Raw genomic sequence first — 22591 nt, 5'->3', positions numbered from 1 at the left:
AGTCGCACGGCGTTTTCCAGCGGCCCGGATGCGAGACCCCGCTCATCCATCCAGGCGCCCAAGCGGGCGAGATCGACCAGCTCATGCCAGTCAGCCCCGCCGCTCAACGCTGCTCTCCGCTTTGTTCCAGCGTCGCCAGCGCGTCAGCATATTTTTCACGCGCCAGTGCCGCCGCAGTCGGGCGATGGTAGCTGGGAAACAGGCTGTCGCTTGGCTGATAGTCGCGCAGCAGCTGTCTGGCCACCGTCACCTTGTGCACCTCGGTCGGCCCGTCCGCCAGCCCCATCTGGAAGGAGCGCAGAATGTATCCGGCGAACGGCATCTCATCGGATACGCCGATCGAGCCATGCACATGCAGCGCACGGGCGGCGATGTCATGCAGCACCTTGGGCATCGCCGCCTTTACCGCGGCGATGTCTTTGCGCACGCGCAGATAGTCCTGGTACTTGTCGATACGCCAGGCGGTGCGCATCACCAGCAGCCGGAACTGCTCCAGTTCGATCCAGGAGTCGGCGATCTTTTCCTGCACCATTTGTTTTTCGGCCAACAGGCCACCTTGCGTGGTGCGCGACAGGGCGCGCTCGCACAACGCATCGAGCGCTCTCTGTGCCTGGCCGATCACACGCATGGCGTGGTGCACGCGACCACCGCCGAGTCGCACCTGAGCGACGACGAAGGCTTCGCCGGGCTTGCCGAGCAGGTCGGCGGACGATGCCCGCACCTTGTCGAAACGCAGGTAGGCGTGCGTCGCCTCCGGATCATCCGCTATGCCGACGTTGCGCACGATGGTCACGCCCGGCGCATTCGCCGGCACGATGAACATGGTGGTGCCCTTGTGCATCGAAACGCTCTTGTCGGTCACCGCCATGACGATGAAGAACGCCGCATAGCGGGCATTGGAGCCGAACCACTTCTCGCCGCTGATCAGCCAGTCATCGCCGTCGCGCACGGCCTCGGTGGTGAACACGCTGGGGTCGGCGCCGCCCTGGGGTTCGGTCATGGCGAAACAGGAGACGATCTCGTTATCGAGCAAGGGTTCGAGGTATTTGCGTTTCTGCTCCTCACTGCCGTAGTGGGCGAGAATTTCGCCATTGCCCGAATCCGGCGCGTGGCAACCGAAGACGATAGGCGCGAACAGTGCGCGGCCGAGAATTTCGTTGATCAGCGCCAAGCGCACCTGGCCGTAACCCGGCCCGCCCAACTCTGGGCCAAGATGACAGGCCCAGAGCTTGCGCGCCTTTACCTGCGCCTGTAGCGGGCGCACCAGCTGCTTGAACAGCGGATCGTGGATGTTCCAGGGGCTGCCCAGTACATGTTCCAGCGGCTCGACTTCCTCACGAACGAAGCGGTCGATCCAGTCCAGTTCCGTTTGAAAGTCCGGATCGGTTTCGAAATCCCAGGCCATGTCTTACTCCTAAAAATATGAGTAGCGCTCAAGCGAGCAGCATGCCGCCGTCTACCAGCAGGGTCTGGCCCAGCATGTAGCCAGCCAGCGGCGAAGCCAGGAACAGGGCAACGTTGGCCATGTCCTGCGGGGTGCCGAGGCGGCCCAGTGGGATTCCACGTAGCGCACCTTCGAGGCGTTTGGGATTTCCAGTGGTGACTCGGGTGAGCTTGGTTTCCACTAGGCCCGGCGCGATGCCGTTGACGCGAATGCCATCACGCGCCCAGGCCTCGCCTAGCGTGCGGGTAAGACCAAAAGCGCCGGTCTTGGAGGCGTTGTAGGCCGGATTGCCGCGGGTCGAATGGAAGGCCGCCGCTGAACTGACGGTAATCATCGCGCCACGTGATTCCTTGAGCAGTTCGAAGAATTTCTGTGCGCAGACCATCAGGCTGGTGAGGTTGATATCCACCACTTTCTTGAAGCCTTCGGTGAGGAATTCCTGACGGTCGTACAGCACCGTCCCTTGCGCCTGGACCAACACGTCGAGCCGAGTGAACGGCACGACCGCCACCTCGATCAGGTTGGCGTTGGATACATCGACCTGCGCGTAGTGCAGCCCTTCAAGATGCGAATCCACCGAGTCGGCGTAATCCTGCACGCTCGGACGAGTGCCCCAGACGTGCACCTCGGCGCCGCGTTGACGGAAGTTCTGCGCGATGCCGTTACCGATGCCGCTGGAGCCACCGACGACCAGCACCGTCTTGCCGCTGAAATCCAATTCGTTCATGCGTTGTTCCTGTGTGTTCAACCCAACCCGCAATGGAACGATCGGGTCGGGTTCATAGTTGACTTCAGACGGAGTGGGCCGCCTTCGTGCATAAATTGCTTACAGCCGAACCACACCGGCCACGGCCAGACGTTCCAGTTCGCTGTTTTCAAAGCCAAGCCCGCCGAGTACATCGCGGCTGTGCTGGCCTAGGGCGGGCGGCGGACGATCCAGCGACAACGGCAGATCACCGAAATCCCAGAACGCGCCAATCTGTTGCAGCTCGCCGTACACCGCATGTTGATAGTGGGTATGCAAGCCAGCCGCGGCGTGGTCGGGGTTGTCGAGAAAGGGGTCGAGCTGCGCCTCGAGAACGGCTTCGGCGGGTACGCCGTGCGCGCTCAGGGATGACAGCGCGGCGGCCTGGGTTTGCGCGGCGAAATGCGCCTCGGAATCAGCGCCGGCTAGCGCACGGAAACGCTTCGTTTCTTCGGGCTCCAACGCCGCCACGGCAACCCAGCCGTCATTGCAGCGATACAGCCGATGCGTGTCGCATAGGCCGGTCTGGCTGGCGTCCAGATGCGCGATGGGCGTGACGCTGCCGTCCTCGCGGCCCACCGCTTCGCTCATGGTGAGCAAGGTCGCGCCAAGCAACGACGCGTTCACCATCTGCCCTTCGCCTGTCCGCGCCCCCTGATACAGACCCAATAGCAGAACGTACAAAGAAGCAAGCCCCGCAAAGAAATCACCAACGCCGAAACGCAGCCACATCGGCGGTTGGCCGGCACCGCCCTGCTCCACTTCCCAGCCGCAGGAAGCTTGCATCAGTTGGTCGAAACCGGGCCAATCCGCACGCGGACCGGTGGGTCCATAAGCACTGACGTGGCAATAGATAAGTTGCGGATTGATCAGCTTGAGGCTGTCGTAATCGACCTTCAGCTTGCGCGCCGCCGGCAGGCGCATGTTGTGATGGACCACATCGGCCCAACGCACCAGCGCCTCGACCGCCGGCTGGCTCAGCTCATCGCCGAGTTTGAGCGCGACGCCGAGCTTGCCGCGCTGAGTGCCACTGAAAATGCGTTCCAGCCGGCGCATGGCATCGCCGGTAGGGGCTTCCACCTTGATGACCTCCGCGCCCAGATCGGCCAGCATCATGCAGGCGAACGGTCCAGCCAGATAGGCGCCCAGGTCCAGCACCTTGAGGCCATGCAACGGAGGCAACGGCCCGCCCTGGCGCGCCGTGCCCGGAATCAGACGCAGCGGTGGCGAGGCCTCGAAGCGGGCGTCGTTGTCTATCCCAGCCTCAGGTGCCGAACGGCCTATGCGTGCCGGCGGCGTGATCTTCCAGGCTGGCCCCGGCTGCAGTGTCTTGCCGAGCGTGGCGTCATCCACTTCAACGACATAGCCATTCAGCCTCGCCTGCTCATCGAAATAGATGTCACCAAACGGTGCGGCAATCTGCGCGGAAACATCGTGCTGCCAGAAATGCTCGACCCAATCCTGAGCGGGCCGCGTGGCGATGATGGCCCGGTTGGCCCCGAAATTCGGCGCCACATGGCTCGGTGGCCACTGCGCATTGAGCCGGGCAACTTCCGCCTCGCCCAGTTCAGCCATGGCGCCGGCCATCCACGGCGATTTATCGGGTGAGTAATGCACGTGAATCCAGCGACCATCGGCGCACTGGTGCAGCGGGATCGGGATGTGCTTGTCCAGCCCCTTGGCGAATACCGGAGTCGGCGTTTGCGCGCGGCTCCAGTGCATGGTCATCGGGACCAACGCGGCCTGGGCCAGACTGGTGTGCGCCGCGCCACCGCGACCATCTCGATTACGGGCGATCAACCGCGCAATTACGCCCACCACACACAGCCAGCTTGCCAGCCAGTTTGCAAAGGGCATGCGCACGAATACCGGCCCTGCACGGTGGCCCGGCTGTTCGTCAAGCAGACCCAGGCGCGCCAGCACCAGCGTTTCGCGTGGCATTGCCTCGGCCAATGGATGCTTTTTCGGCCAGCCGGTGATGGCTGAAACGATCAGGCCAGGAAAGCGCTGCGCCAGCTGGGCATCGTCAAGCCCAAGCGTCGCGGCCTGTTTGGGGGTGAACTCGTGGATCAACACGTCGGCGGCGGCCAGCAGCTGTTCGAGTCGCTGCTGCCCGTCCGGTACTTCGATATCCAGGATGACACTGCGCTTGCCCCGATTGAGCACCGCGAACAGCGCCTCCTGTCCCCGAGCCGGATTGACAGGCGGCTCGACCAGAATCACCTCGGCACCCGCCTCACACAGCTGCAAACCTGCCGCAGCGCTCGCGATACCGGAACCCAGGCTGACCACACGCAGACCGTGCAACGTTGACTCACTCATAAGCACCTCTGGGTGTCTTGTTATTGTCCATAATGCTGTTGCGGAGCCGTGCCCGGGCTCGTCCGGCCAATTGAGAACCTAGTGCAGGAATCAATATAGCTCCAGCTATAGATTGGTGTTTCTTATACAGAATCTAGCAATCTGCCTATTCGGACCAGCTCATCTACTGCAGGTCTTGCTCGAGCATTTCCGCAAAATGCGGTTGGCAGCTGTTTTTGCCGCCATTGATTTCAATGCACTCTCCCGTGATGAAACCGGACTCGTCGGAGGCCAGAAATGCCACCAGCGCTGCGATGTCTTCGGGCGTTCCCAAGCGCGGCGTCAGCACATATCGGCTGGCCAGGGCTTTGATTTCCGGGGCATTGCTCTCAGTCGCAGGCGTGAGAATCAGGCCTGGCGCGATGGCGTTGCAGCGAATGCCTTGACGGCCGTATTGCGTGGCGATATATCGGCTCATGTTGATCACCCCGGCCTTCGAGGTGCCATAAGCGATGCGCACGAGATCGCCCAGCAGTCCAGAACCTGACGCGGTATTGATGATTGAGCCGCCACCCGTTTCGATCATGTGCGGAATGGCATGCTTGCAGGCGATGAGATAGCCGGTCAGGTTCACATCGAGGATCTTCTGCCAGATATCGAGCGGGATCTCGACGGCCGTCCGGTCGTGTCGCTGTATTTCCGGATCGGTAACGGCGCAGTTGTTGTGCAGAATGTCGAGCCGGCCGAAGTGCTCTATTGTCCGGCTCACCATCGCCTCGATGCTGTCGGCTTGCGCGCCATCGAACTCCAGCGCCAGCCCGCTGGGGCCGAGTATCTCAACAGCACGCTGCGCCGAAGCCAGGTGGATATCGGCGCAGACGACCTTGGCTCCTTCCTGGGCAAGTCGCAGCGCCGTCGCCGAACCAATCCCACCACCACCACCCGTAACGATGGCAACCTTTCCAGTCAAACGATGCATGTCGAACCCTCTGATTGTTTTTTGCAGTCAGGTCTCACGAGCGGCTAACCCCCCGGCAGCACCTAGCCGACGCGCCTGCCAGCTCCCAGCCAGCAGCACGCCACTCATCAACCAGAACAGTGACGCGGCACCAAGCGCCGCGCCCAGCACGCCAAACAGCAGCGGCATGCTTGCTCCGGAAAAATTGATAAACACCGAGCGCACCGCCAGACCTTCGCCGTGACGAGAGCTGGGGGTGACGTGGTGCAGTTGAGTCATCAATGCAGGCTGAATGGTGCCCAACGCGACACCCAGCGTGGCGGTTCCCAGGGCCATCGCCCAAGCGGGGCCCAACCAGGGATAAACGGCATATACCGCTGCGGTAAGAAGCAAGGCGCCCAGAATGATCGAGCGCTGCCGCAAGCGATTGGCCAGTAGTGGTATCAACAGCAGCCGCACCAGGGTCGAGGTGACCGCGTAAGCGCCAAGGATCGCACCGATTGCCGAGGCGCTCATGCCGCGCGCATTACCCAGAATCGGCAAGGCGAAGGAGTGCACATCCCAGCTGGCCGACACCAGCCAGTTGATGAACAACAATCGGCGAAACGCCGGCTCTCGCAGCAGGTCCCATGCGGGTCGCCGCTGCTCGCGGGAAACCGGCTCGGCCATCCGCTCGCGTGGCACCCACAGCGAAAGCAGCAGCGTGCCGAGGGGCAACATCGCCAGGGCTGCAAATGCAATGCGGAAGCCGTACTGGTCAATCAGCAACCCGGCTACCAGCGGCCCAACCAGGCTGGCCAAGGCGGGTGCGATGGCGATCCAGCCAAACACCTTCATGCGCTCACCCGCATTACGAGCCAGACGCGCCGCCGTGCGCTGAAGCGCGATCAATCCAAAGCTGGAGCCACCACCACAGAGCGCGGCGGCCAGGCAAAGCAACAGATAGTGGTCCGTCGAACTCGCAAGCACAGCGCCGGCACAGGAAAGGCTGGCGGCGATGCGCGTCGGGCGATGGTACCCGTGCCGATCCGCCATGCGACCTGCGGTGAGGGCGAGAAGTACCGGAGCGGTCGCGAACATCGCCATCACCACGCCAACCGCCCAGACATCCACATCGCGTTGCAGTAGTTGCAGTGGCGCCGCCATGCGCATCCCGGTCAGGCATGAGTGCATGCCGATCTGACACAACACCAGAACCAACAGATTGGCGTAGGGAAATGGCTCGGCGAGCGCTCCGTCACCGGACGCCGATACGGTCACACGCGTCGCCGGAAGCTGAGAAAATTGACGCACAGCCTGAGGCAAAAATCGGGCGCATACATTCAAGCCGTTCTTATTGTGGGAATCCACTTGAATATAGACAGTTATCCTCTATATGTACAATTACGTAAAAATCGCAGTGTCAGGCTATGTTCGTAAGCGATACAACCGCACCCATGGGAGAACCGCGTGATCGAACGGATGGATCACTTCACGATCGTGACGGATCAGCTGCAGGCAACGCGGGAGTTCTATATTGACCTGCTCGGGTTGACGGAAGGCCCGCGCCCGCCTTTCCCAGTGGCTGGCTTGTGGCTCTATGCCAACGGCCACCCAGTGCTGCACGTAGTGCAGGTGCAGCGAATGCCAGAGCCCCGCCGCGGCGTGCTCGACCACATGGCGTTTTGGGCCGAAGGGCTGCAGCAGACATGGCAACTGCTCGAAGATCGCGGCATCGAATTTCGTGTCATCAGAGCGCCGGGGGCGGTCCGTACCTGGCAGCTGTTTTTCCTGGACCCAAATGGCGTGGAAGTGGAGCTGGACTTCGCGGCTGAGGAAACGCCTCCCGAAGACTGGAAAGCCCGCTTGCCGCCGCGTCAGATCAAGCCGTCGTAGCTGCCGCCATCCACTTGAAGATTTTGCCCCGAGATGTAGCTCGCCTGAACAGAGCAAAGGAAGGCACAAGCCGCGGCGAATTCTTCCGGCTTGCCGAACCGCCGCGCCGCTACGGGCCTGAGCATCTCGGTGCGGGCATCTTCCAGGCTCACCTTTCTGTGCTTGGCCAGCTGCTCGGTCATGTAGCGCAAGCGGTCGGTTTCGATGCGTTCAGGTAGCAGGTTGTTGATGGTCACGTTGTCGCGCACCACTTCGCTGGACAACGCCTTGGAAAACGCCGTCAGCCCTGCCCGAGAGGCGGTAGAAAGTCCCAAGGGCAGGCGCGGCGACTTCACCATGGCCGAGGTGATGTTGATGATCCGTCCGAAGCGACGCTCGCGCATGCCACCGACCACGCCTTGGATCAGCATGATCGCCGACAACATGTTTGCCTCGATAGCCCGCAGCCAGGCCGCATGGTCCCAGTCTTCGATCCTGCCCGGCGCGGGGCCGCCGTTGTTGGTGATCAGGATGTCGGGCGCGGGACATGCGGCGATCAGGGCGGCTCGGCCTTCTTCGGTATTCAGATCGCCGCGCACGACAAGCGGCCTGTGACCTGTGGCGGTCTCGACTTCCGCCGCCGTGCGCTCCAACTGCTCGGCATCGCGGCCGTTGATCAATACGCGGCAACCTTCCTGCGCTAACGCCAGCGCGCAGGCCTTGCCGAGGCCACGAGACGAAGCGCAGATAATTGCGCTGCGCCCTGCGATTCCCAAATCCATAACGCTGCTTCCTGTGGTTGCCAACGGTGTCGGCGTATTGAGTGTTTGACGTCCTTGCGCAAGTGAGGTATCAGCCGTCCATACCCAGCAATTGGGTGATGTCCCGACCCGGTTCGGCATCGGAGCCATAGGAAAAATCGCCCTTGCGCTGACGTTCGGCCAGTTGCTCCATCTGAAAGCGATAACGCGTGCCGGGCGCATCGAAGCGCGAGTGCAGGTCGATGCGTTCACCCGGCTCGAAATAACGCTGGTTCTGCGGACGCACCACGGAGTTGTCCTGCGGCTGGATGATGTAATTGATGCGCGGCATCAGATAGCGGAACGGTGCCGGTGCCGCCGTGGTGTTGAACGTCACGTCGCAGCGCGAGCGGTGTTTGCCCACCGGCAGGAATGGCTGCAGGTTGGGCACGTCGTAACCCGGACGAAAGCGCGGATAGGAGATACACACGTTGCTGCGCAGATGAATATGCAGCACGGCGCGGAAATCCTGGTACTTCGCTCGCACACCGCCGACCCAACGCATCACTGGCGCGACGGACTTCTGCGCGACCGTGCGGGTACGGGTCACGGTTTCCGAGGTCCACTCCACTTCCACCACGTCCGATTCCGATATTCCGTCGCCGATGGTATTGGCGTGTAGAAAGTCGGCGTGGGTCAGGTCGATGAGGTTTTCCACCGACAAGGCAGAACTGGCATCGAAACGAACCGTGCGCTGGGTGTAACCAGGAAGACTGCCATCAACCGGCAGAAACGGGATGTGCGGCAGCAGCAAGGAATCGGCCGCATCAGGATTGCCATACCAGGCCCAGATGTAACCGTAGCGCTCGACAACCGGGTAGTAGCCCATACCGCCGGTAAACTCGGTGAACGATGCACGCTCGGCATGCAGGCGCTCGGGATGAAACTCGGCCGCAAATGGCCGACCGTCCTTTCGCCAGAGGTAATAGCTCTGGGAATGGATGATCCGGCGGATGGGCCGCTCGGTGACATCGCGGCTGTGGGATACCGGGAACCAGGTATCGCGCAGGTCGTAGTTGGTCGGTGTCCAGTCTTTGCGAATCCGGCGCGCAGCGGCTTGCGGCTGTGCATCGGAAAGAGGCGTGGCAGCGTGCATGGAATTCTCCGGGTTCAGCTGAATGAAGGTCAGACGGCGAGGCGTTGTTCAACGACTATCTGCTGACGCAACTCATGTAAGTCACGCGAGGGTGCGACCAGTAACGCGGCGATGGCCGAGCCATTGATCGTGGCATTCACGCTGAATGGAGCTCTGCCTGCAGTCCGTGAGGCGCGCCAGCGCAACGGCGCACCCGCCATGCTGGTCGTGTGCTGGAAGCCGCGCCAGCAGAGGCTGGTGGTGCCTCGTCGGTTGGCGCTCGCACTGATGAAAAGCGTGCTGAGCGGCGTTTCGTCCTGGCTCAGCAGATCCACCCGGATGGTGCCGCCACGCAGCGGAACCGCCGTTCGAACGATCAGCGGGTAGTCGGCAACGAACTGCGACGGCAAAATCTGACTCGACCAGACCGCGCCCCTGTCGAGCACGAGACGGTCGTTCATCAGTTGCGGATCGCCCAGGAAGAAATCCGTTATTTGCACTGCGTCGAAGCTCAACAGGCAGTTGGGCCCATCCAGCATCACGGCGAGGTACTCATCGTGCGTCATACTGACGACGGCGCTTCCCGTGTACTCACGCTCCGTAGGACAATAATCGGCACTTGGCAGGGTGGCGTCCGGCTCGCCGTCGCCCACCCATACATGCACGAAACCGTTACTTTCTTTTGCCATAAAGGCGCGCGCCGCATGGCGTTGCGGGACGCGTTCGCTGGCGCTCAGGTTCGGGATGGCAGTACAGGCGCCGCTGGCTCCATCGAACGTCCAGCCGTGATAGCCACACTGCAGCCCGGAACCCACCACGCAGCCTAGCGATAACGGCACCCGCCGGTGCGGACAGCGATCTTCCAGGGCGAAGACCTGCCCTTCAGCGTTGCGGAACAGAACCAGTTCTTCCCCGCCGCAGATCACTGCGAGAGGCTTTACATTATTCACGGATTCGCAAAGGGCCGAAGCCCACCATGAGCTGGTCGCCATCGAATGTTTGCCTCGTATTGTTGTTGTTTGTGCGATCAGTTGGTCCCCGGACGCCTAAACCATCGCTTCAGAGCAAAGTAGACCGTGGCGCCGGACGAGACAACAATAAAATAGGCAATTTTTTATTTTGTGTTCATTTTAAGGGCGTTGCTGAATACAGGCTGCTCACAGCTACCTGTCGGCGCACTCCCGATGCGATTACTTTGGCAATTGGCAACCTTGTTCACCGAGCGGCATCCAAGTCTGCGCTTCCAGCTGTTCGCCTTGAGCAGCGATCAGATTTTGGGAAGGCTGAACCAAAACCAGTTCGACGTGGGCATTCCTATCTTGAGCGTCTCGACCAGGCGTATTTCGCGAGCCTGCCGCTGGGTGCAACACGGTTGCTGCACGACCGGCGTCACTTTCGCTTTCCAGGTGCCTGTGAAGTGGGAAGGCGCTGGCGAAGCTTCCGCTCGGCACGTTGTGGAGCGGCATGCATTTTCGGCAATCACTCGATCACACGTTGCGCAGTCGCGGCTTGAATCCCGCCCTGGACTGGAAACCGATGCGGTATGCCGAATCTGGAACACCGCGAGCGTTCGTGCTCAGTCCAAGCATCATCCACTGCCATTGGACCTGTTGACGGAAACGACCAGCCGCGACGGCCAGACGCCGGACCTCATCTTGCAGACCCTGCGTTGCGCGAGGTTGTGCTTGTCAGTCCGCGCGACATTCCACGGCTCGGGTTCGAGAATGGAGAAGTTGTGGAAGGTCGCGCTCTCGGACGACGGCGTCGATCGGAAGGGTGCATGGTTTCAGTCTTCTCGCCTACGGCACCCCGTGGGCCAGGCGGACGCGAGACCAATCCACCGGTACCGCTTGGCAGCTTCGGTGAAGCAACCCATACACCGACGTCCAAATTCGTAGCCATCAAGGCGATGAAAATCGAAAAACAGACAGAGCGGAATTTATGAGCGCACGCATGACGAAGCGATGCTCGCGCCCGTTTAGCTAGCCCAACCTGGCATCGGCGAACCAGCAACCTTCAGAGTTGGCGGGATCGTCTGGGCGCGTCACAAACGCCTGGGATAGCTGCAGCCTGTCATTGGCAAAACCCGGCGTTCATTGACCTCCCCAAATGAGGTAATCGATTATCGCAGGCTGACAGCAGCGGGCTTTTTTGACGGTCACCCAACTCGCTGCGGCAAGCAACCCGGCCGCTAAGAAAGTCCCCGAGCCAAGAATAGGCACCCCGCTTTCACTGCGCCTTTTCCGACACACAGGTCTGCCTATCAAAGTCATTGTGCATCATCCATCGGCACAGATATAAACAACCACCTCGGCATTCACCTTGCTGCGGCGCGCGTCAATTCTCGGTTCACAGCGGGTTCGTTTTAGCAAATTTGCGTTTGACAACGAATCGCGTGCAACTTACTTTCTGCACGCTTTTTGATATTTTGTACATCTTTTAGAAATCTGTTTGAACAGTTCTAAGCGCAGCAGGCTGCAAGATCAGCCTTGTTCGTTTTATAACGCCCGGCTTGCTCTGCCCTTTCGGCTTTCACAACTTAACCCGACTATCCGGCCTGCTTTCAGGGCCCGCATGAGAGAACATTGTGCTCGAAGCTTATCGAATCCTACTCGAACAACGCGCCAGCCAAGGACTTCCCGGCTTGCCCCTGAACGCCGAGCAGACCGCAGGCCTGGTCGAGCTTCTGAAGAACCCGCCAGCTGGCGAAGAGCAATTTCTCCTCGACCTGATCACCAACCGCGTTCCGGCGGGCGTGGATGAAGCCGCCTACGTCAAGGCCGGCTTCCTCGCCGCCATCGCCAAGGGTGAAGCCGCTTCTCCGCTGATCAGCAAGCAGCACGCTGTCGAACTGCTGGGTACCATGCAGGGCGGTTACAACATCGTCACGCTGGTCGACCTGCTGGACGACCCGGAACTGTCCGATACCACCGCAGCGCAACTGAAGCACACCCTGCTGATGTTCGACGCCTTCCACGACGTCGCCGAGAAAGCCAAGGCTGGCAATGCCAACGCCAAAGCCGTTCTGCAGTCCTGGGCCGAGGGCGAATGGTTCAAGAACCGCGCCCCGGTCGCCGAAAAGATTAGCCTGACCGTATTCAAGGTCACCGGCGAAACCAACACCGACGACCTCTCCCCCGCGCCTGACGCCTGGTCGCGCCCGGACATCCCGCTGCACGCCCTGGCCATGCTGAAAATGGCTCGCGACGGCATCACTCCCGACGTTCCTGGCTCGGTTGGCCCGCTCAAGCAGATGGAAGAGCTGAAGACCAAAGGCTTCCCGGTTGCTTATGTCGGTGACGTGGTTGGTACAGGTTCTTCGCGTAAGTCCGCTACCAACTCGGTGCTGTGGTTCTTCGGCGACGACATCCCGAACGTACCGAACAAGCGTGCAGGCGGCTTCTGCTTCGGCACCAAGATCGCGCCGATCTTCTACAACACCATGGAAGACGCAGGCGCCCTGCCGATCGAGTTCGACTGCTCCGACCTGGCCATGGGCGATGTGATCGACGTTTACTCCTACAAGGGTGAAGTCCGCCGCCACGGTAGTGACGAGCTGGTCACTACCTTCCAGCTGAAAACAGACGTCCTGCTCGACGAAGTTCGCGCTGGCGGCCGTATTCCGCTGATCATTGGTCGCGGCCTGACCGAAAAGGCCCGCGCCGAACTGAGCATGGGCCCATCCGACCTGTTCAAGAAGCCGAAAGCCCCCGCCGAGAGCAACAAAGGCTTCACCCTGGCGCAGAAGATGGTTGGCCGTGCCTGCGGCCTGCCGGAAGGCAAAGGCGTTCGTCCGGGCACCTACTGCGAGCCGAAGATGACCACCGTCGGTTCCCAGGACACTACCGGCCCGATGACCCGCGACGAGCTGAAAGACCTGGCTTGCCTGGGCTTCTCGGCTGACCTGGTAATGCAGTCGTTCTGCCACACCGCGGCCTACCCGAAGCCGATCGACGTCACCACGCACCACACCCTGCCGGACTTCATCATGACCCGCGGCGGTGTTTCCCTGCGTCCGGGCGACGGCATCATCCACAGCTGGCTGAACCGCATGCTGCTGCCGGACACTGTCGGTACCGGCGGTGACTCGCACACCCGCTTCCCGATGGGTATCTCTTTCCCGGCAGGTTCCGGTCTGGTCGCGTTCGCCGCTGCCACCGGTGTCATGCCGCTGGACATGCCGGAGTCGGTACTGGTTCGCTTCAAAGGCAAGATGCAGCCTGGCATCACGCTGCGCGATCTGGTCCATGCAATCCCCTACTACGCAATCCAGAAAGGTCTGCTGACCGTAGAGAAGAAAGGCAAGAAGAACATCTTCTCCGGCCGGATTCTCGAGATCGAAGGCCTCAACGAGCTGACCGTAGAACAGGCGTTCGAGCTGTCTGACGCCTCGGCAGAGCGCTCTGCTGCCGGCTGCACCATCAAGCTGCCGGAAGCGGCGATTGCCGAATACCTGCAGTCCAACATCACCCTGCTGCGCTGGATGATCAGCGAAGGCTACGGCGATGCCCGTACCCTCGAGCGCCGCGCTCAGGCCATGGAAGCCTGGCTGGCCAACCCTCAGCTGCTGACTGCCGATGCTGACGCCGAGTACGCCGAAGTTATCGAGATCGACCTGTCCGAAGTCACCGAGCCGGTTCTCTGCGCACCGAACGACCCGGACGATGCCCGTCTGCTCTCCAGCGTACAGGGCGAGAAGATCGACGAAGTCTTCATCGGTTCGTGCATGACCAACATCGGTCACTTCCGTGCTGCCGGCAAGCTGCTGGACAAGGTCGAAGGCTCCCTGCCGACCCGTCTGTGGCTGTCGCCGCCGACCAAGATGGACCAGCATCAGCTGACCGAGGAAGGCTACTACGGCATCTACGGCCGCGCCGGTGCGCGCCTTGAAATGCCGGGCTGCTCGCTGTGCATGGGTAACCAGGCACGCGTGGAAACCGGTTCGACGGTAGTCTCCACTTCGACCCGTAACTTCCCCAACCGCCTGGGCGACGCGACCAACGTGTACCTGGCATCTGCCGAGCTGGCAGCGGTCGCTTCGATTCTAGGCCACCTGCCGACTGTCGAAGAGTACATGGTCTACGCCGCGCAAATCGACACAATGGCCGCGGATGTCTACCGCTACCTGAGCTTCGATCAGATCGCCGAGTTCCGCGAGTCTGCGGCCAAGGCCAAGATCGACGTGGTAGCTGTTTAATCTGAACCTAACCAGGCGGTTTCCGTTATGACCTCAAACCAGCTTATCTGGGAAGGCGTTGAACTTATGCTGTTCGGCTTAGGTTCCGTTTTCATCTTCCTCGTTTTGTTGATTGCCTGCATTCGTCTCATGTCTTCTGTGATTGGCCGCTTCGATACTGCGCCGATCGCTCAGCTGGCTTCCAGCAAACCCGCTGTGACTGAAGTGGACGCCGATCTCCTCGCGGCCATCCAGACCGCTATCCATCAGCACCGCGCTCGTCGTGGTTGATTCAGAACAGGGAGTTCCCTTCATGACATCTGCCAAACAGCCGCTCGGCATCACCGATGTGGTGCTACGTGATGCCCATCAATCCATTCTGGCCACCCGCGTTCGTCTTGAAGACATGCTGCCGATTGCCGGCAAGCTGGATCAGGTTGGCTTCTGGTCCGTCGAATCCTGGGGTGGGGCGACTTTCGATGCCTGTATTCGCTATCTCGGTGAAGACCCTTGGGAGCGCATTCGAGAACTGAAGAAGGCGATGCCTAACACCCGGCAGCAAATGCTGCTGCGTGGGCAGAACCTGCTGGGCTATCGGCATTACGCCGATGACGTGGTCGAAAAATTTGTCGAGCGCGCGGCGATCAATGGTGTTGACGTGTTTCGTGTGTTCGATGCTATGAACGATCCACGCAACCTGGAAACCGCCCTGCGTGCCGTCAAGCGGCAGGGCAAGCATGCGCAGGGCACGATTTCCTATACCACCAGCCCGGTGCATACCCTGGAGATGTGGGTCGATCTGGCCAAGCAGATCGAGGACATGGGCGCCGATTCGGTGGCGATCAAGGACATGGCCGGCATTCTCACGCCTTACATGGCCTTTGAGCTGGTTTCGCGCTTGAAGGCCAGCCTGTCCATTCCGATCCACATGCAATGTCACGCCACGGCGGGCCTGTCCACTGCGGCCATTCTCAAGGCTGTCGAGGCGGGCATCGACAACGTTGATACCGCCATTTCCTCGCTCTCGATGACTTATGGGCATTCGCCAACCGAGTCGGTGGTGGCTATTTTCCACGGCACCGAGCGTGACACCGGGCTCGATCTGTTGCTGCTTGAAGAGATCGCTGCGTACTTCCGTGAAGTGCGCAAGAAGTATGCGAAATTCGAAGGCACGCTCAAGGGCGTCGATTCGCGCATCCTCGTCGCGCAGGTGCCGGGTGGCATGCTAACCAATATGGAAGGCCAGTTGAAGGAACAGGGCGCACTCGACAAGTTCGATGAAGTGCTCGCCGAGATTCCTCGCGTTCGCGAAGACCTCGGTTTCATTCCGTTGGTGACGCCGACTTCGCAGATAGTCGGAACTCAAGCCGTGATTAACGTGCTTACCGGCGAGCGCTTCAAATCCATCACCAAGGAAACCGCAGGCATCCTCAAAGGCGAGTACGGCGCCGCGCCTGCTCCCTTCAATGCCGAACTGCAGCAACGCGTGCTCGACGGTGCAGAGGTCATCACCTGCCGCCCTGCTGATCTGCTGCAGCCAGAAATGGACAAGCTGACGGCCGAGCTAAAAGGGCTAGCGCAAGAAAAATACATCAAGCTGGCCCAGGACGAGATCGATGACGTCCTCACATATGCGCTGTTTCCTCAGATCGGCCTGAAGTTTTTGGAGAACCGCGGTAATGCCGCTGCTTTCGAGCCGGTGCCGACCGGCAAGCAGCAGGCGCCACGCGAAGCGGGCGCACCCGAGGTCTATACCGTCGAGGTCAACGGCAAGTCGTTCGTCGTACGGGTCAACGAGGGCGGCGACATCGAGGGGATCAAGCCTGTTGGCGGCGAATCAGGCATAGCAGCAGCGACTGCTGCGCCGGCCGCAGGTACGGGCGAGCCTCAGCCGGCACCGTTAGCCGGCAACATTTTCAAAGTCCTCGTACAGCCCGGTCAGATGGTTCAGGAAGGAGATCTGGTGATCATCCTCGAAGCCATGAAGATGGAAACTGAAATCCGTGCATTCAAGGCCGGCACCGTCTCAGCTGTGAACGTCAAGGTCGGCGACGCGGTGTCGGTGGGCGACAGCCTGCTGATGATCGCTTAAGGAGTGCGGCATGGATAAGTTGCTCAAGCTGTGGCACAGCACCGGTCTCTATCATATAGAGCCCGGTCAGTTGCTGATGATGGTCGTGTGCCTGGGGCTGATCTATCTGGCAATTCGCAAGGGCTTCGAACCCTTGTTGCTGATCCCGATCGGATTCGGCGGTGTGCTCGCCAACATTCCGGTCGCAAACATGGCCGAGGGTGCTGGCATCCTCCACCTGTTCTACGAAGTCGGTCTGCCGACCAGTGTGTTCCCGCTGTTGATCTTCATGGGCGTCGGTGCCATGACCGACTTCGGGCCAATGCTGGCTAACCCCAAAACACTGTTGCTCGGTGCAGCAGCGCAGTTCGGTATCTTCGCGACCTTGCTCGGTGCATTGGGGATAGCCGCAATGGGCATTCCGGGAATGGAGTTTACCCTCCGTGAAGCGGCGTCGATTGCGATCATTGGCGGTGCGGACGGCCCGACCTCAATCTTCGTTACGGCCAAACTCGCGCCGCATCTGTTGGGGCCGATCGCCGTCGCGGCCTACTCGTACATGGCGCTGGTCCCGCTGATTCAACCACCCATCATGCGCGCCCTGACGACAAAGGAGGAGCGCGCCATTGTCATGACGCAGCTGCGCCATGTCGGTCAGACAGAAAAGATTGTGTTCCCGCTCATGCTTGCGCTGATGGTTGGCTTGCTGCTGCCTGACGCAGCGCCGTTGGTGGGCATGTTCGCGTTTGGTAACCTGTTGCGCGAGGCTGGGGTCGTTGATCGTCTGGCCGATACCTCGCGCAATGCGCTGATTAATATCGTGACCATTGCGCTGGGGCTGACTGTCGGCTCCAAGCTGTCCGCTGAAGCCTTCCTGCAGATGAAAACGCTTGGGATCTTGCTGCTTGGAATGGTTGCGTTCTGTGGTGGTACGGCGGCGGGTGTGCTGATGGCGAAGGTCATGAACATCTTCAGCACAAACAAGATCAATCCGCTGATTGGGTCGGCCGGTGTATCGGCAGTGCCAATGGCGGCGCGAGTGTCCAATAAATTGGGGCTAGAGGCGGACCCGCAGAACTTCTTGCTCATGCATGCCATGGGGCCTAACGTAGCGGGCGTCATTGGCTCGGCGGTCGCCGCGGGCATTTTGCTGAGTTTCGTAGGGTGACTAACCGCTAGGCTGAGGCAATCACCTGTCGTCAGGAACACAATTACAACTGCCTAGTGGTACGACCAGTAGAGAAAAGTTTGAGAGAAACAATGCGACGAACAAAAGAAGACGCCAAAAAAACTCGGACGGCACTTCTCGCATCTGCGGAGCGGCTCTTTCTAGCTAACGGAGTGACACGAACGAGTCTCAGCCAGATTGCCCATGATGCGGGCGTAACGCGTGGCGCAGTTTATTGGCATTTCGAAAACAAATCCGACCTATTAAACCAACTACTCGACCAGGTTCGAATATCACCTGAGAAAATAATGGGAGTGACCAATGATAATTCTTCACAACATTCGTTGCGCTTATTACGGGATTTATGTGTAGAAGGCCTAAATGCTCTGGCGATAGACCAGCAAAAAAGCCGCGTCATGAAAATTCTTCTGCATCGCTGCGAGTTCACCGACGAGCTTATCGCAGCGGAAGCTCGCCACAATTTCTTGATAATTCAGCTTATTGATCAATGCGAGCAGATATTTGCCAGCAACATTGAGATACTGCAGCAAGGTGTTACACCTCGAATGGCTGCAATCTCGATACATACTCTTATTATTGGCTTGTTCACTGACTGGACAAGAAACCCGCAATTGTTCGATCCCATAGTGGACAGCGGTCCGTTGATCGACCCGCTTTTTCGAGGCCTCGTCAGAAACTGGGACAGTATCTAACGACTTGGCATCCTTGCTGTCAAGATTTTATGGATTTGACGTAACAACGTCGCTGCAAAACATAGTGACCGAAATGCGCTGGCAAGTCAGAAAGACTAGCTCTAAAAAAAATTACTGTTTTCCGGTAGCATTGGTAACTTGATCATTTACCTTTTCAAAGGCTTTATAGGAGCCATGCCGCTTGAGTAAATTAGGCAGGCCGATGTTCGCAACAACCATCAGCGGTTGGCCTAACCTACCCATGTAGCTCCAGCCTTTTCATAGCCTCTCAGGCCAGTTCGGATCATCGGCTTCGTGCGCCTTTACAAGCCCCGCGGTTAAGTACGTAATGCTGCAAAGCGGTCCGACAGCCTGATGAGAGAAACACCGTATCGTTGAAGCTTGTTTGAATTCGGCGTACACCGGAGTCTTAGTAACCATGTACTCTGTGCGACCCGCCTACCTCACTTACCCCAAGTATTGGGTAAAGGCCTGCTACACGCCGATCGCGTTTCCGCTCGAGGTCGTCAGCCATCGCTCAAAATGCCGGCTTTGTACCTGCCCGTCTTTCGCCGCATAGTAGACAAGCCGCAAGTCACGGTCGACATCGATCGTGAGTGAGGTGTGATCGAACACCACCTTGCCGATCCCGTCGATCTGAAAATTCCGGATGCCCTGGCAGGGTCCATGAATATCCTGTTGCCGCCACCAGGTCCTGAAATCGGTATCGATCTTCTCCAAATCTTTAACCAATGCTCCAATGTCGGGGTCCTCGGCTGCCCTGACGAAATCACGGCGAAAACTCGATAGCATTTGCAAGGACTGATCCTCCCACGGGTCGAGCAATGCGCGCATCGAAGATGCGGTGAACAACAGCCAAAGGAAGTTGCGCCGCTCTGTCGGAACGCTCGAGAAAGCGAAGACCTTATCTGCAGCCGCGTTCCAAGCCAGCACATCCCAGCGAAGATTGAGGACGTACGCCGGACGCATTGGGAGATCGGCCATCAACCGATGAACGAGCGGTGGCACGACACACCAGGTTTTGCCCGGCTCTGGCGGGAGCCTCTGATGCGCCAGCAAAAAAAGATGCCGTCTTTCGGTGGCGTCCAGCTTCAATGTGCGCGACAGATTTTCGAGGAAAGTCGCAGATACGCTGATCTCTCGCCCCTGCTCCAGCCAGGTGTACCAAGACAGGCCTACCCCGGCGAGGGCTGCGACTTCCTCCCGTCGAAGCCCCGGAGTCCGCCGTCTTGCACCAGAAGGCAAGCCCGCGTCCTGTGGAGAAATACGTTCACGGCGGCTTCGCAGAAAGTTAGCCAGCTCCGCCCGGTTTCGCTCAAGGCTGCGAGGAGCGCTCATCCAATTACTCTCCAGTAATAGTATAAGAGGTCAAATTGTAACCCCATTGAAGCGGGATTAAGAATAACTCCTCGTCGCCAATGCCCCGTTCCAGCCAGCTGGCCGGCATCGAGCGGCTTGATCGTTCAGGAGATATTCGGATGTACCAATCATTGCTTCGTCAGCAATTGGAGTTACTGAAGTCCTCCAACCAGTACCGCACCTTCACCACTCTCAGTCGCATCTGCGGCCAGTATCCGTTCGCCAAGCTGAACGGCGAGCAGCCGGATCCGGTCGTTGTGTGGTGCAGCAACGACTACCTAGGAATGTCGCAGCACCCGACCGTACGCGAGCAGATGCACCTGGCATTGGAAACGTACGGCGCTGGCTCAGGCGGTTCGCGCAACATAGGTGGCTCCTACGAGCTTTATGAGCGACTCGAGGCGAGTCTTGCCGACTGGCACGATAAAGAAGCGGCACTGGTTTTCCCGACCGGCTTTGGCTCGAACGACGCCACCCTCCAATGCCTGCTGAGGCAAATCCCCGATTGTGTCGTGATCAGCGATGCGCTGAATCACGCATCGATCGTCAACGGCATCCGAGCAACACCGAATGAACGGCAGGTGTTTCGCCATAATGACGTGGAACACCTGGCCCAGATACTGTCCCGCTATCCAATTGGTCAACCGAAGCTGATTGTGTTCGAGTCGATCTACTCGATGGACGGCGACATCGCACCGATTGCCGACATCGTGGAAGTTGCCAAGCGCTTCAACGCGCTGACCTATCTCGACGAAGTTCATGCGGTCGGCATGTACGGCGCTCGAGGGGCTGGCATCGCTGCCGAGCTCGACCTGGTCGACAAGATCGACATCATCCAAGGCACCATGGCCAAGGCCATCGGCGTAATCGGTGGTTACATCGCATCGACCCGCGTCATCGTGGACGCAGTACGTTCCTTTGCGACAGGCTTCATCTTTACCACGTCCCTTCCTCCTGCCGTCACGGCTGGCTGCCTGGCAAGTGTCGAGCATCTCAAGTCAAGCGATGACGAGCGCCAGAAGCTACAGATCAACACCGCCTTATTGCGCGAGCGTTTGAAACAACACGACATTCCCGTCATGCCCTGCTCGAAAACGCACGTATTGCCGGTATTGGTCGGTGACGCTGAGCGCTGCAAAGTTGCCGCCCTGCGGCTACTACACACACACGGGGTCTATCTCCAACCAATTAACTACCCATCTGTGCCGGTCGGTACGGAGCGCTTTCGGGTTAACGCAACGCCCAACCACAGCCAAGCCCAGATCGAGAATCTAGCCGTTTGCCTGCGCGAAACCTTCGACCATTTTGCGATCCCTTTGGCATCCAAAACCTTCACTTCGGAGGTGGCCTGATGAACAACTTATCGTTCACCGTGCGAAACGCGACGCAGGAGGACATCGAGTGGCTGATAGAACTGAGGTCCTTCTTGCTAGACGGTACGTCGGCCATTTACGCCAGCCGCAGCCAGACGGACTCTGAAAGATGGCGTACGGCGTATAAGCACTGGCTAGCCGCGCACCTAGGGGTACATGACAGTGTGCAGGTGCTCGTAGCTGAACACTGTGAAACTCGGCAAGTCGCCGGCTGTGCTACTGGAATCATCGATCTCAGGGCGCCCACCGCTGCGAATGCTAACGGTCTGTCCGGATGGATCCAGTCGGTTGTGGTTGATCCGCAATGGAGGGCGCACGGCATCGCAACTCAGCTCATGAATCATCTGCTTCGCTGGTTTGGCAACCGGGACGTTGCAACGGTAGCGCTCCAGACTACAGCAGGCGCATCCGGGCTGTACGAACGTCTTGGCTTCTGCCCAACAGGCGAGGGCCTCCTGCTTCGCCAGGGGGCGTCAGCATGAACGTATTGATTATTGGCCTGGGATACGCCGGACAGCGATTTCGCCAAGCATTCGAACATGTCACAAACCGAGCCGGTGTTTCGACCTCTATCGCATATGTCGGACGACGTCAGAAAGCTACGCCACTGCGTTACTTCGCCTGCATTGACAGTGCGCTCCAGCATTTCACACCCGATATCGTAGTGGTCAGTGCCAACGATATAAGTCACGCCGATGTATTGCGCCAGCTTGCGGGCTACCAAGGCTTTGTCGTCTGCGAAAAGCCGCTCGCCACACCCACTGACGCGCTGAACGGCGTCCAAGACGCGCTCAGCGGTGTCGGCGGATTCGCGTTGAATCTGATTGAGCGCTATTCGCAGGCGACGCAGATCTTGCGTGAATGGGTCGCCCGCCATGGGTGGGAATTGGCACGTGCCAGCTTCTATTGGGGCAAGGATCGCATCAATGACTACCGGCCCACTTGCGGAGTTACCAGTGAAGCGATTCATGCGTTGGATCTGCTGCGCTGGGTATGCCCGACCGCGGGTCCGCTGCGGCTGGATGGCGTTCTGGGTATCCGGTCAGACTTTTCGGTATCTGGACTTGCGGTTCTCGACACCGTGCAGCTGACTGCTGTCCTTGGTTCCGCGCCAGTCACCGGCTACAGCAGCTTTGTCAACGTCGTTCGCCAACGCACCGTCGACTTCAGCTTTATCGATCGGGAAGACCAGCTTATCCATGCGCGACTGACCTTCGATACGCCGCGCTGGGATCATGACCATCTGCGGATCTGGATGCGGGATATCGACGGCACGGAACTCGTGCTGCACGAGCTCCGACTCTCTCCCAGCCAGTCGGGACTCGAGATTCTGCACAAGCTTTCTGAGTTCTGCCAACAGGTCCTTGACTGGGTCGTGCGGCGCCAGCCGCCTCCCCTCCCATTCGCCAGCCTGGACGACGCCGTCGAGCTACAGGAATTGCTCAATCAACTGGAGCATCGCGCGCTCACCCCTGCCGCGGCCCGTTACAACCGTGGCGCTCAGCGCGCCTTGCTCGTCGAGGGCAGCGACCTGGAAGCCCTCGGCTAAATGGA

General features: G+C 59.6%; 18 protein-coding genes and 1 pseudogene. 10 read left to right on the top strand and 9 right to left on the bottom strand.

The genetic code is table 11. The annotated features are described in order from the left end of the window. Positions 1–103: 103 nt before the first annotated feature. From HZR81_RS06715 to HZR81_RS06695, 5 genes are all read right to left on the bottom strand, one after another. Positions 104–1405: an acyl-CoA dehydrogenase family protein gene (locus HZR81_RS06715; protein WP_500127657.1), complete on the bottom strand. Its 1302-nt coding sequence runs from the start codon at positions 1403–1405 to the stop codon at positions 104–106. A gap of 28 nt (positions 1406–1433) precedes the next feature. Continuing rightward, a complete protein-coding gene (locus tag HZR81_RS06710) occupies positions 1434–2171 on the bottom strand; it encodes an SDR family NAD(P)-dependent oxidoreductase (protein WP_500127656.1) in 738 nt (245 codons plus the stop codon). Between the two features lie 99 nt (positions 2172–2270). After that, positions 2271–4511 (bottom strand): CoA transferase, encoded by a 2241-nt coding sequence (locus tag HZR81_RS06705; RefSeq protein ID WP_500127655.1) that lies wholly within the window; start codon positions 4509–4511, stop codon positions 2271–2273. A gap of 163 nt (positions 4512–4674) precedes the next feature. Next, entirely contained in the window at positions 4675–5469 is a 795-nt protein-coding gene (locus tag HZR81_RS06700; protein ID WP_500127654.1) for an SDR family NAD(P)-dependent oxidoreductase, read from the bottom strand. A 27-nt stretch (positions 5470–5496) separates the two neighbouring features. Then, positions 5497–6708 (bottom strand): MFS transporter, encoded by a 1212-nt coding sequence (locus HZR81_RS06695; RefSeq protein ID WP_500127653.1) that lies wholly within the window; start codon positions 6706–6708, stop codon positions 5497–5499. Between the two features lie 189 nt (positions 6709–6897). Between HZR81_RS06695 and HZR81_RS06690 the strand changes: the two genes are divergently transcribed. After that, positions 6898–7323 carry a VOC family protein gene (locus HZR81_RS06690; protein ID WP_255962113.1) on the top strand — a complete coding sequence of 142 codons (426 nt, stop codon included), beginning with the start codon at positions 6898–6900 and terminating at the stop codon, positions 7321–7323. On the opposite strand, the gene HZR81_RS06685 is transcribed toward HZR81_RS06690, so the two are convergent. The 3 genes from HZR81_RS06685 to HZR81_RS06675 form a co-directional block, all read right to left on the bottom strand. Then, entirely contained in the window at positions 7305–8084 is a 780-nt protein-coding gene (locus tag HZR81_RS06685; protein ID WP_500127652.1) for an SDR family oxidoreductase, read from the bottom strand. The genes HZR81_RS06690 and HZR81_RS06685 overlap by 19 nt on opposite strands. A gap of 70 nt (positions 8085–8154) precedes the next feature. Further along, a complete protein-coding gene (locus HZR81_RS06680) occupies positions 8155–9198 on the bottom strand; it encodes an aromatic ring-hydroxylating oxygenase subunit alpha (protein WP_042926810.1) in 1044 nt (347 codons plus the stop codon). Between the two features lie 29 nt (positions 9199–9227). Next, positions 9228–10169, bottom strand: a complete 942-nt coding sequence (locus tag HZR81_RS06675; RefSeq protein ID WP_500127651.1) for a Rieske 2Fe-2S domain-containing protein — start codon at positions 10167–10169, stop codon at positions 9228–9230. Between the two features lie 207 nt (positions 10170–10376). On the opposite strand from HZR81_RS06675, the pseudogene HZR81_RS06670 reads away from it, so the two are divergent. The 6 genes and pseudogenes from HZR81_RS06670 to HZR81_RS06645 all read left to right on the top strand — a co-directional run. After that, positions 10377–10721, top strand: a pseudogene (locus tag HZR81_RS06670) (LysR substrate-binding domain-containing protein); the annotation flags it as partial. 1043 nt (positions 10722–11764) lie between these two features. After that, positions 11765–14374 carry a bifunctional aconitate hydratase 2/2-methylisocitrate dehydratase gene (gene acnB, locus HZR81_RS06665; RefSeq protein ID WP_500127650.1) on the top strand — a complete coding sequence of 870 codons (2610 nt, stop codon included), beginning with the start codon at positions 11765–11767 and terminating at the stop codon, positions 14372–14374. Positions 14375–14401: 27 nt separating this feature from the next. After that, a complete protein-coding gene (locus HZR81_RS06660) occupies positions 14402–14644 on the top strand; it encodes an OadG family protein (protein WP_126190237.1) in 243 nt (80 codons plus the stop codon). A 22-nt stretch (positions 14645–14666) separates the two neighbouring features. Further along, positions 14667–16445, top strand: coding sequence for a sodium-extruding oxaloacetate decarboxylase subunit alpha (gene oadA / locus HZR81_RS06655; protein ID WP_500127649.1), 1779 nt, complete (start codon positions 14667–14669; stop codon positions 16443–16445). 10 nt (positions 16446–16455) lie between these two features. Next, entirely contained in the window at positions 16456–17592 is a 1137-nt protein-coding gene (locus HZR81_RS06650) for a sodium ion-translocating decarboxylase subunit beta (protein ID WP_278433261.1), read from the top strand. A 92-nt stretch (positions 17593–17684) separates the two neighbouring features. Then, on the top strand, positions 17685–18305 hold the full coding sequence (locus HZR81_RS06645) for a TetR family transcriptional regulator (protein ID WP_312842061.1): 621 nt from the start codon (positions 17685–17687) through the stop codon (positions 18303–18305). 474 nt (positions 18306–18779) lie between these two features. Here HZR81_RS06645 and HZR81_RS06640 read toward each other — a convergent pair whose 3' ends face one another. Beyond that, entirely contained in the window at positions 18780–19643 is an 864-nt protein-coding gene (locus tag HZR81_RS06640; protein WP_500127648.1) for a helix-turn-helix transcriptional regulator, read from the bottom strand. A 140-nt stretch (positions 19644–19783) separates the two neighbouring features. Between HZR81_RS06640 and hemA the strand changes: the two genes are divergently transcribed. Genes hemA through HZR81_RS06625 form a run of 3 tightly spaced genes read left to right on the top strand, consistent with a single transcriptional unit; the run spans position 19784 to position 22586 of the window. Then, positions 19784–21016, top strand: a complete 1233-nt coding sequence (hemA, locus tag HZR81_RS06635; RefSeq protein WP_042926821.1) for a 5-aminolevulinate synthase — start codon at positions 19784–19786, stop codon at positions 21014–21016. Then, the gene (locus HZR81_RS06630) at positions 21016–21519 is read left to right on the top strand and encodes a GNAT family N-acetyltransferase (protein WP_021209644.1); all 504 of its coding nucleotides are present in this window, start codon (positions 21016–21018) and stop codon (positions 21517–21519) included. The genes hemA and HZR81_RS06630 overlap by 1 nt, the downstream gene beginning before the upstream one ends. Continuing rightward, positions 21516–22586, top strand: a complete 1071-nt coding sequence (locus tag HZR81_RS06625) for a Gfo/Idh/MocA family oxidoreductase (protein WP_312842059.1) — start codon at positions 21516–21518, stop codon at positions 22584–22586. The genes HZR81_RS06630 and HZR81_RS06625 overlap by 4 nt, the downstream gene beginning before the upstream one ends. The last annotated feature ends 5 nt before the right edge of the window (positions 22587–22591 follow it).

Origin of the sequence: Pseudomonas sp. LM13, from assembly GCF_041381355.1 — a bacterium.
Lineage (GTDB): Bacteria > Pseudomonadota > Gammaproteobacteria > Pseudomonadales > Pseudomonadaceae > Stutzerimonas > Stutzerimonas frequens.
Note: the sequence above shows the minus strand (reverse complement) of the source record. Positions and strands in the feature narration are given on the sequence as shown.

Bases quoted from the DNA above. Each gene is read 5' to 3' on its own strand.
- HZR81_RS06640 (WP_500127648.1), bottom strand. From the start codon at position 19,643: ATGAGCGCTCCTCGCAGCCTTGAGCGAAACCGGGCGGAGCTGGCTAAC.
- HZR81_RS06700 (WP_500127654.1), bottom strand. From the start codon at position 5,469: ATGCATCGTTTGACTGGAAAGGTTGCCATCGTTACGGGTGGTGGTGGT.
- HZR81_RS06685 (WP_500127652.1), bottom strand. From the start codon at position 8,084: ATGGATTTGGGAATCGCAGGGCGCAGCGCAATTATCTGCGCTTCGTCT.
- HZR81_RS06705 (WP_500127655.1), bottom strand. From the start codon at position 4,511: ATGAGTGAGTCAACGTTGCACGGTCTGCGTGTGGTCAGCCTGGGTTCC.
- HZR81_RS06715 (WP_500127657.1), bottom strand. From the start codon at position 1,405: ATGGCCTGGGATTTCGAAACCGATCCGGACTTTCAAACGGAACTGGAC.
- HZR81_RS06680 (WP_042926810.1), bottom strand. From the start codon at position 9,198: ATGCACGCTGCCACGCCTCTTTCCGATGCACAGCCGCAAGCCGCTGCG.
- HZR81_RS06710 (WP_500127656.1), bottom strand. From the start codon at position 2,171: ATGAACGAATTGGATTTCAGCGGCAAGACGGTGCTGGTCGTCGGTGGC.
- HZR81_RS06645 (WP_312842061.1), top strand. From the start codon at position 17,685: ATGCGACGAACAAAAGAAGACGCCAAAAAAACTCGGACGGCACTTCTC.
- HZR81_RS06660 (WP_126190237.1), top strand. From the start codon at position 14,402: ATGACCTCAAACCAGCTTATCTGGGAAGGCGTTGAACTTATGCTGTTC.
- HZR81_RS06675 (WP_500127651.1), bottom strand. From the start codon at position 10,169: ATGGCGACCAGCTCATGGTGGGCTTCGGCCCTTTGCGAATCCGTGAAT.
- HZR81_RS06625 (WP_312842059.1), top strand. From the start codon at position 21,516: ATGAACGTATTGATTATTGGCCTGGGATACGCCGGACAGCGATTTCGC.
- oadA (WP_500127649.1), top strand. From the start codon at position 14,667: ATGACATCTGCCAAACAGCCGCTCGGCATCACCGATGTGGTGCTACGT.
- HZR81_RS06630 (WP_021209644.1), top strand. From the start codon at position 21,016: ATGAACAACTTATCGTTCACCGTGCGAAACGCGACGCAGGAGGACATC.
- HZR81_RS06650 (WP_278433261.1), top strand. From the start codon at position 16,456: ATGGATAAGTTGCTCAAGCTGTGGCACAGCACCGGTCTCTATCATATA.
- hemA (WP_042926821.1), top strand. From the start codon at position 19,784: ATGTACCAATCATTGCTTCGTCAGCAATTGGAGTTACTGAAGTCCTCC.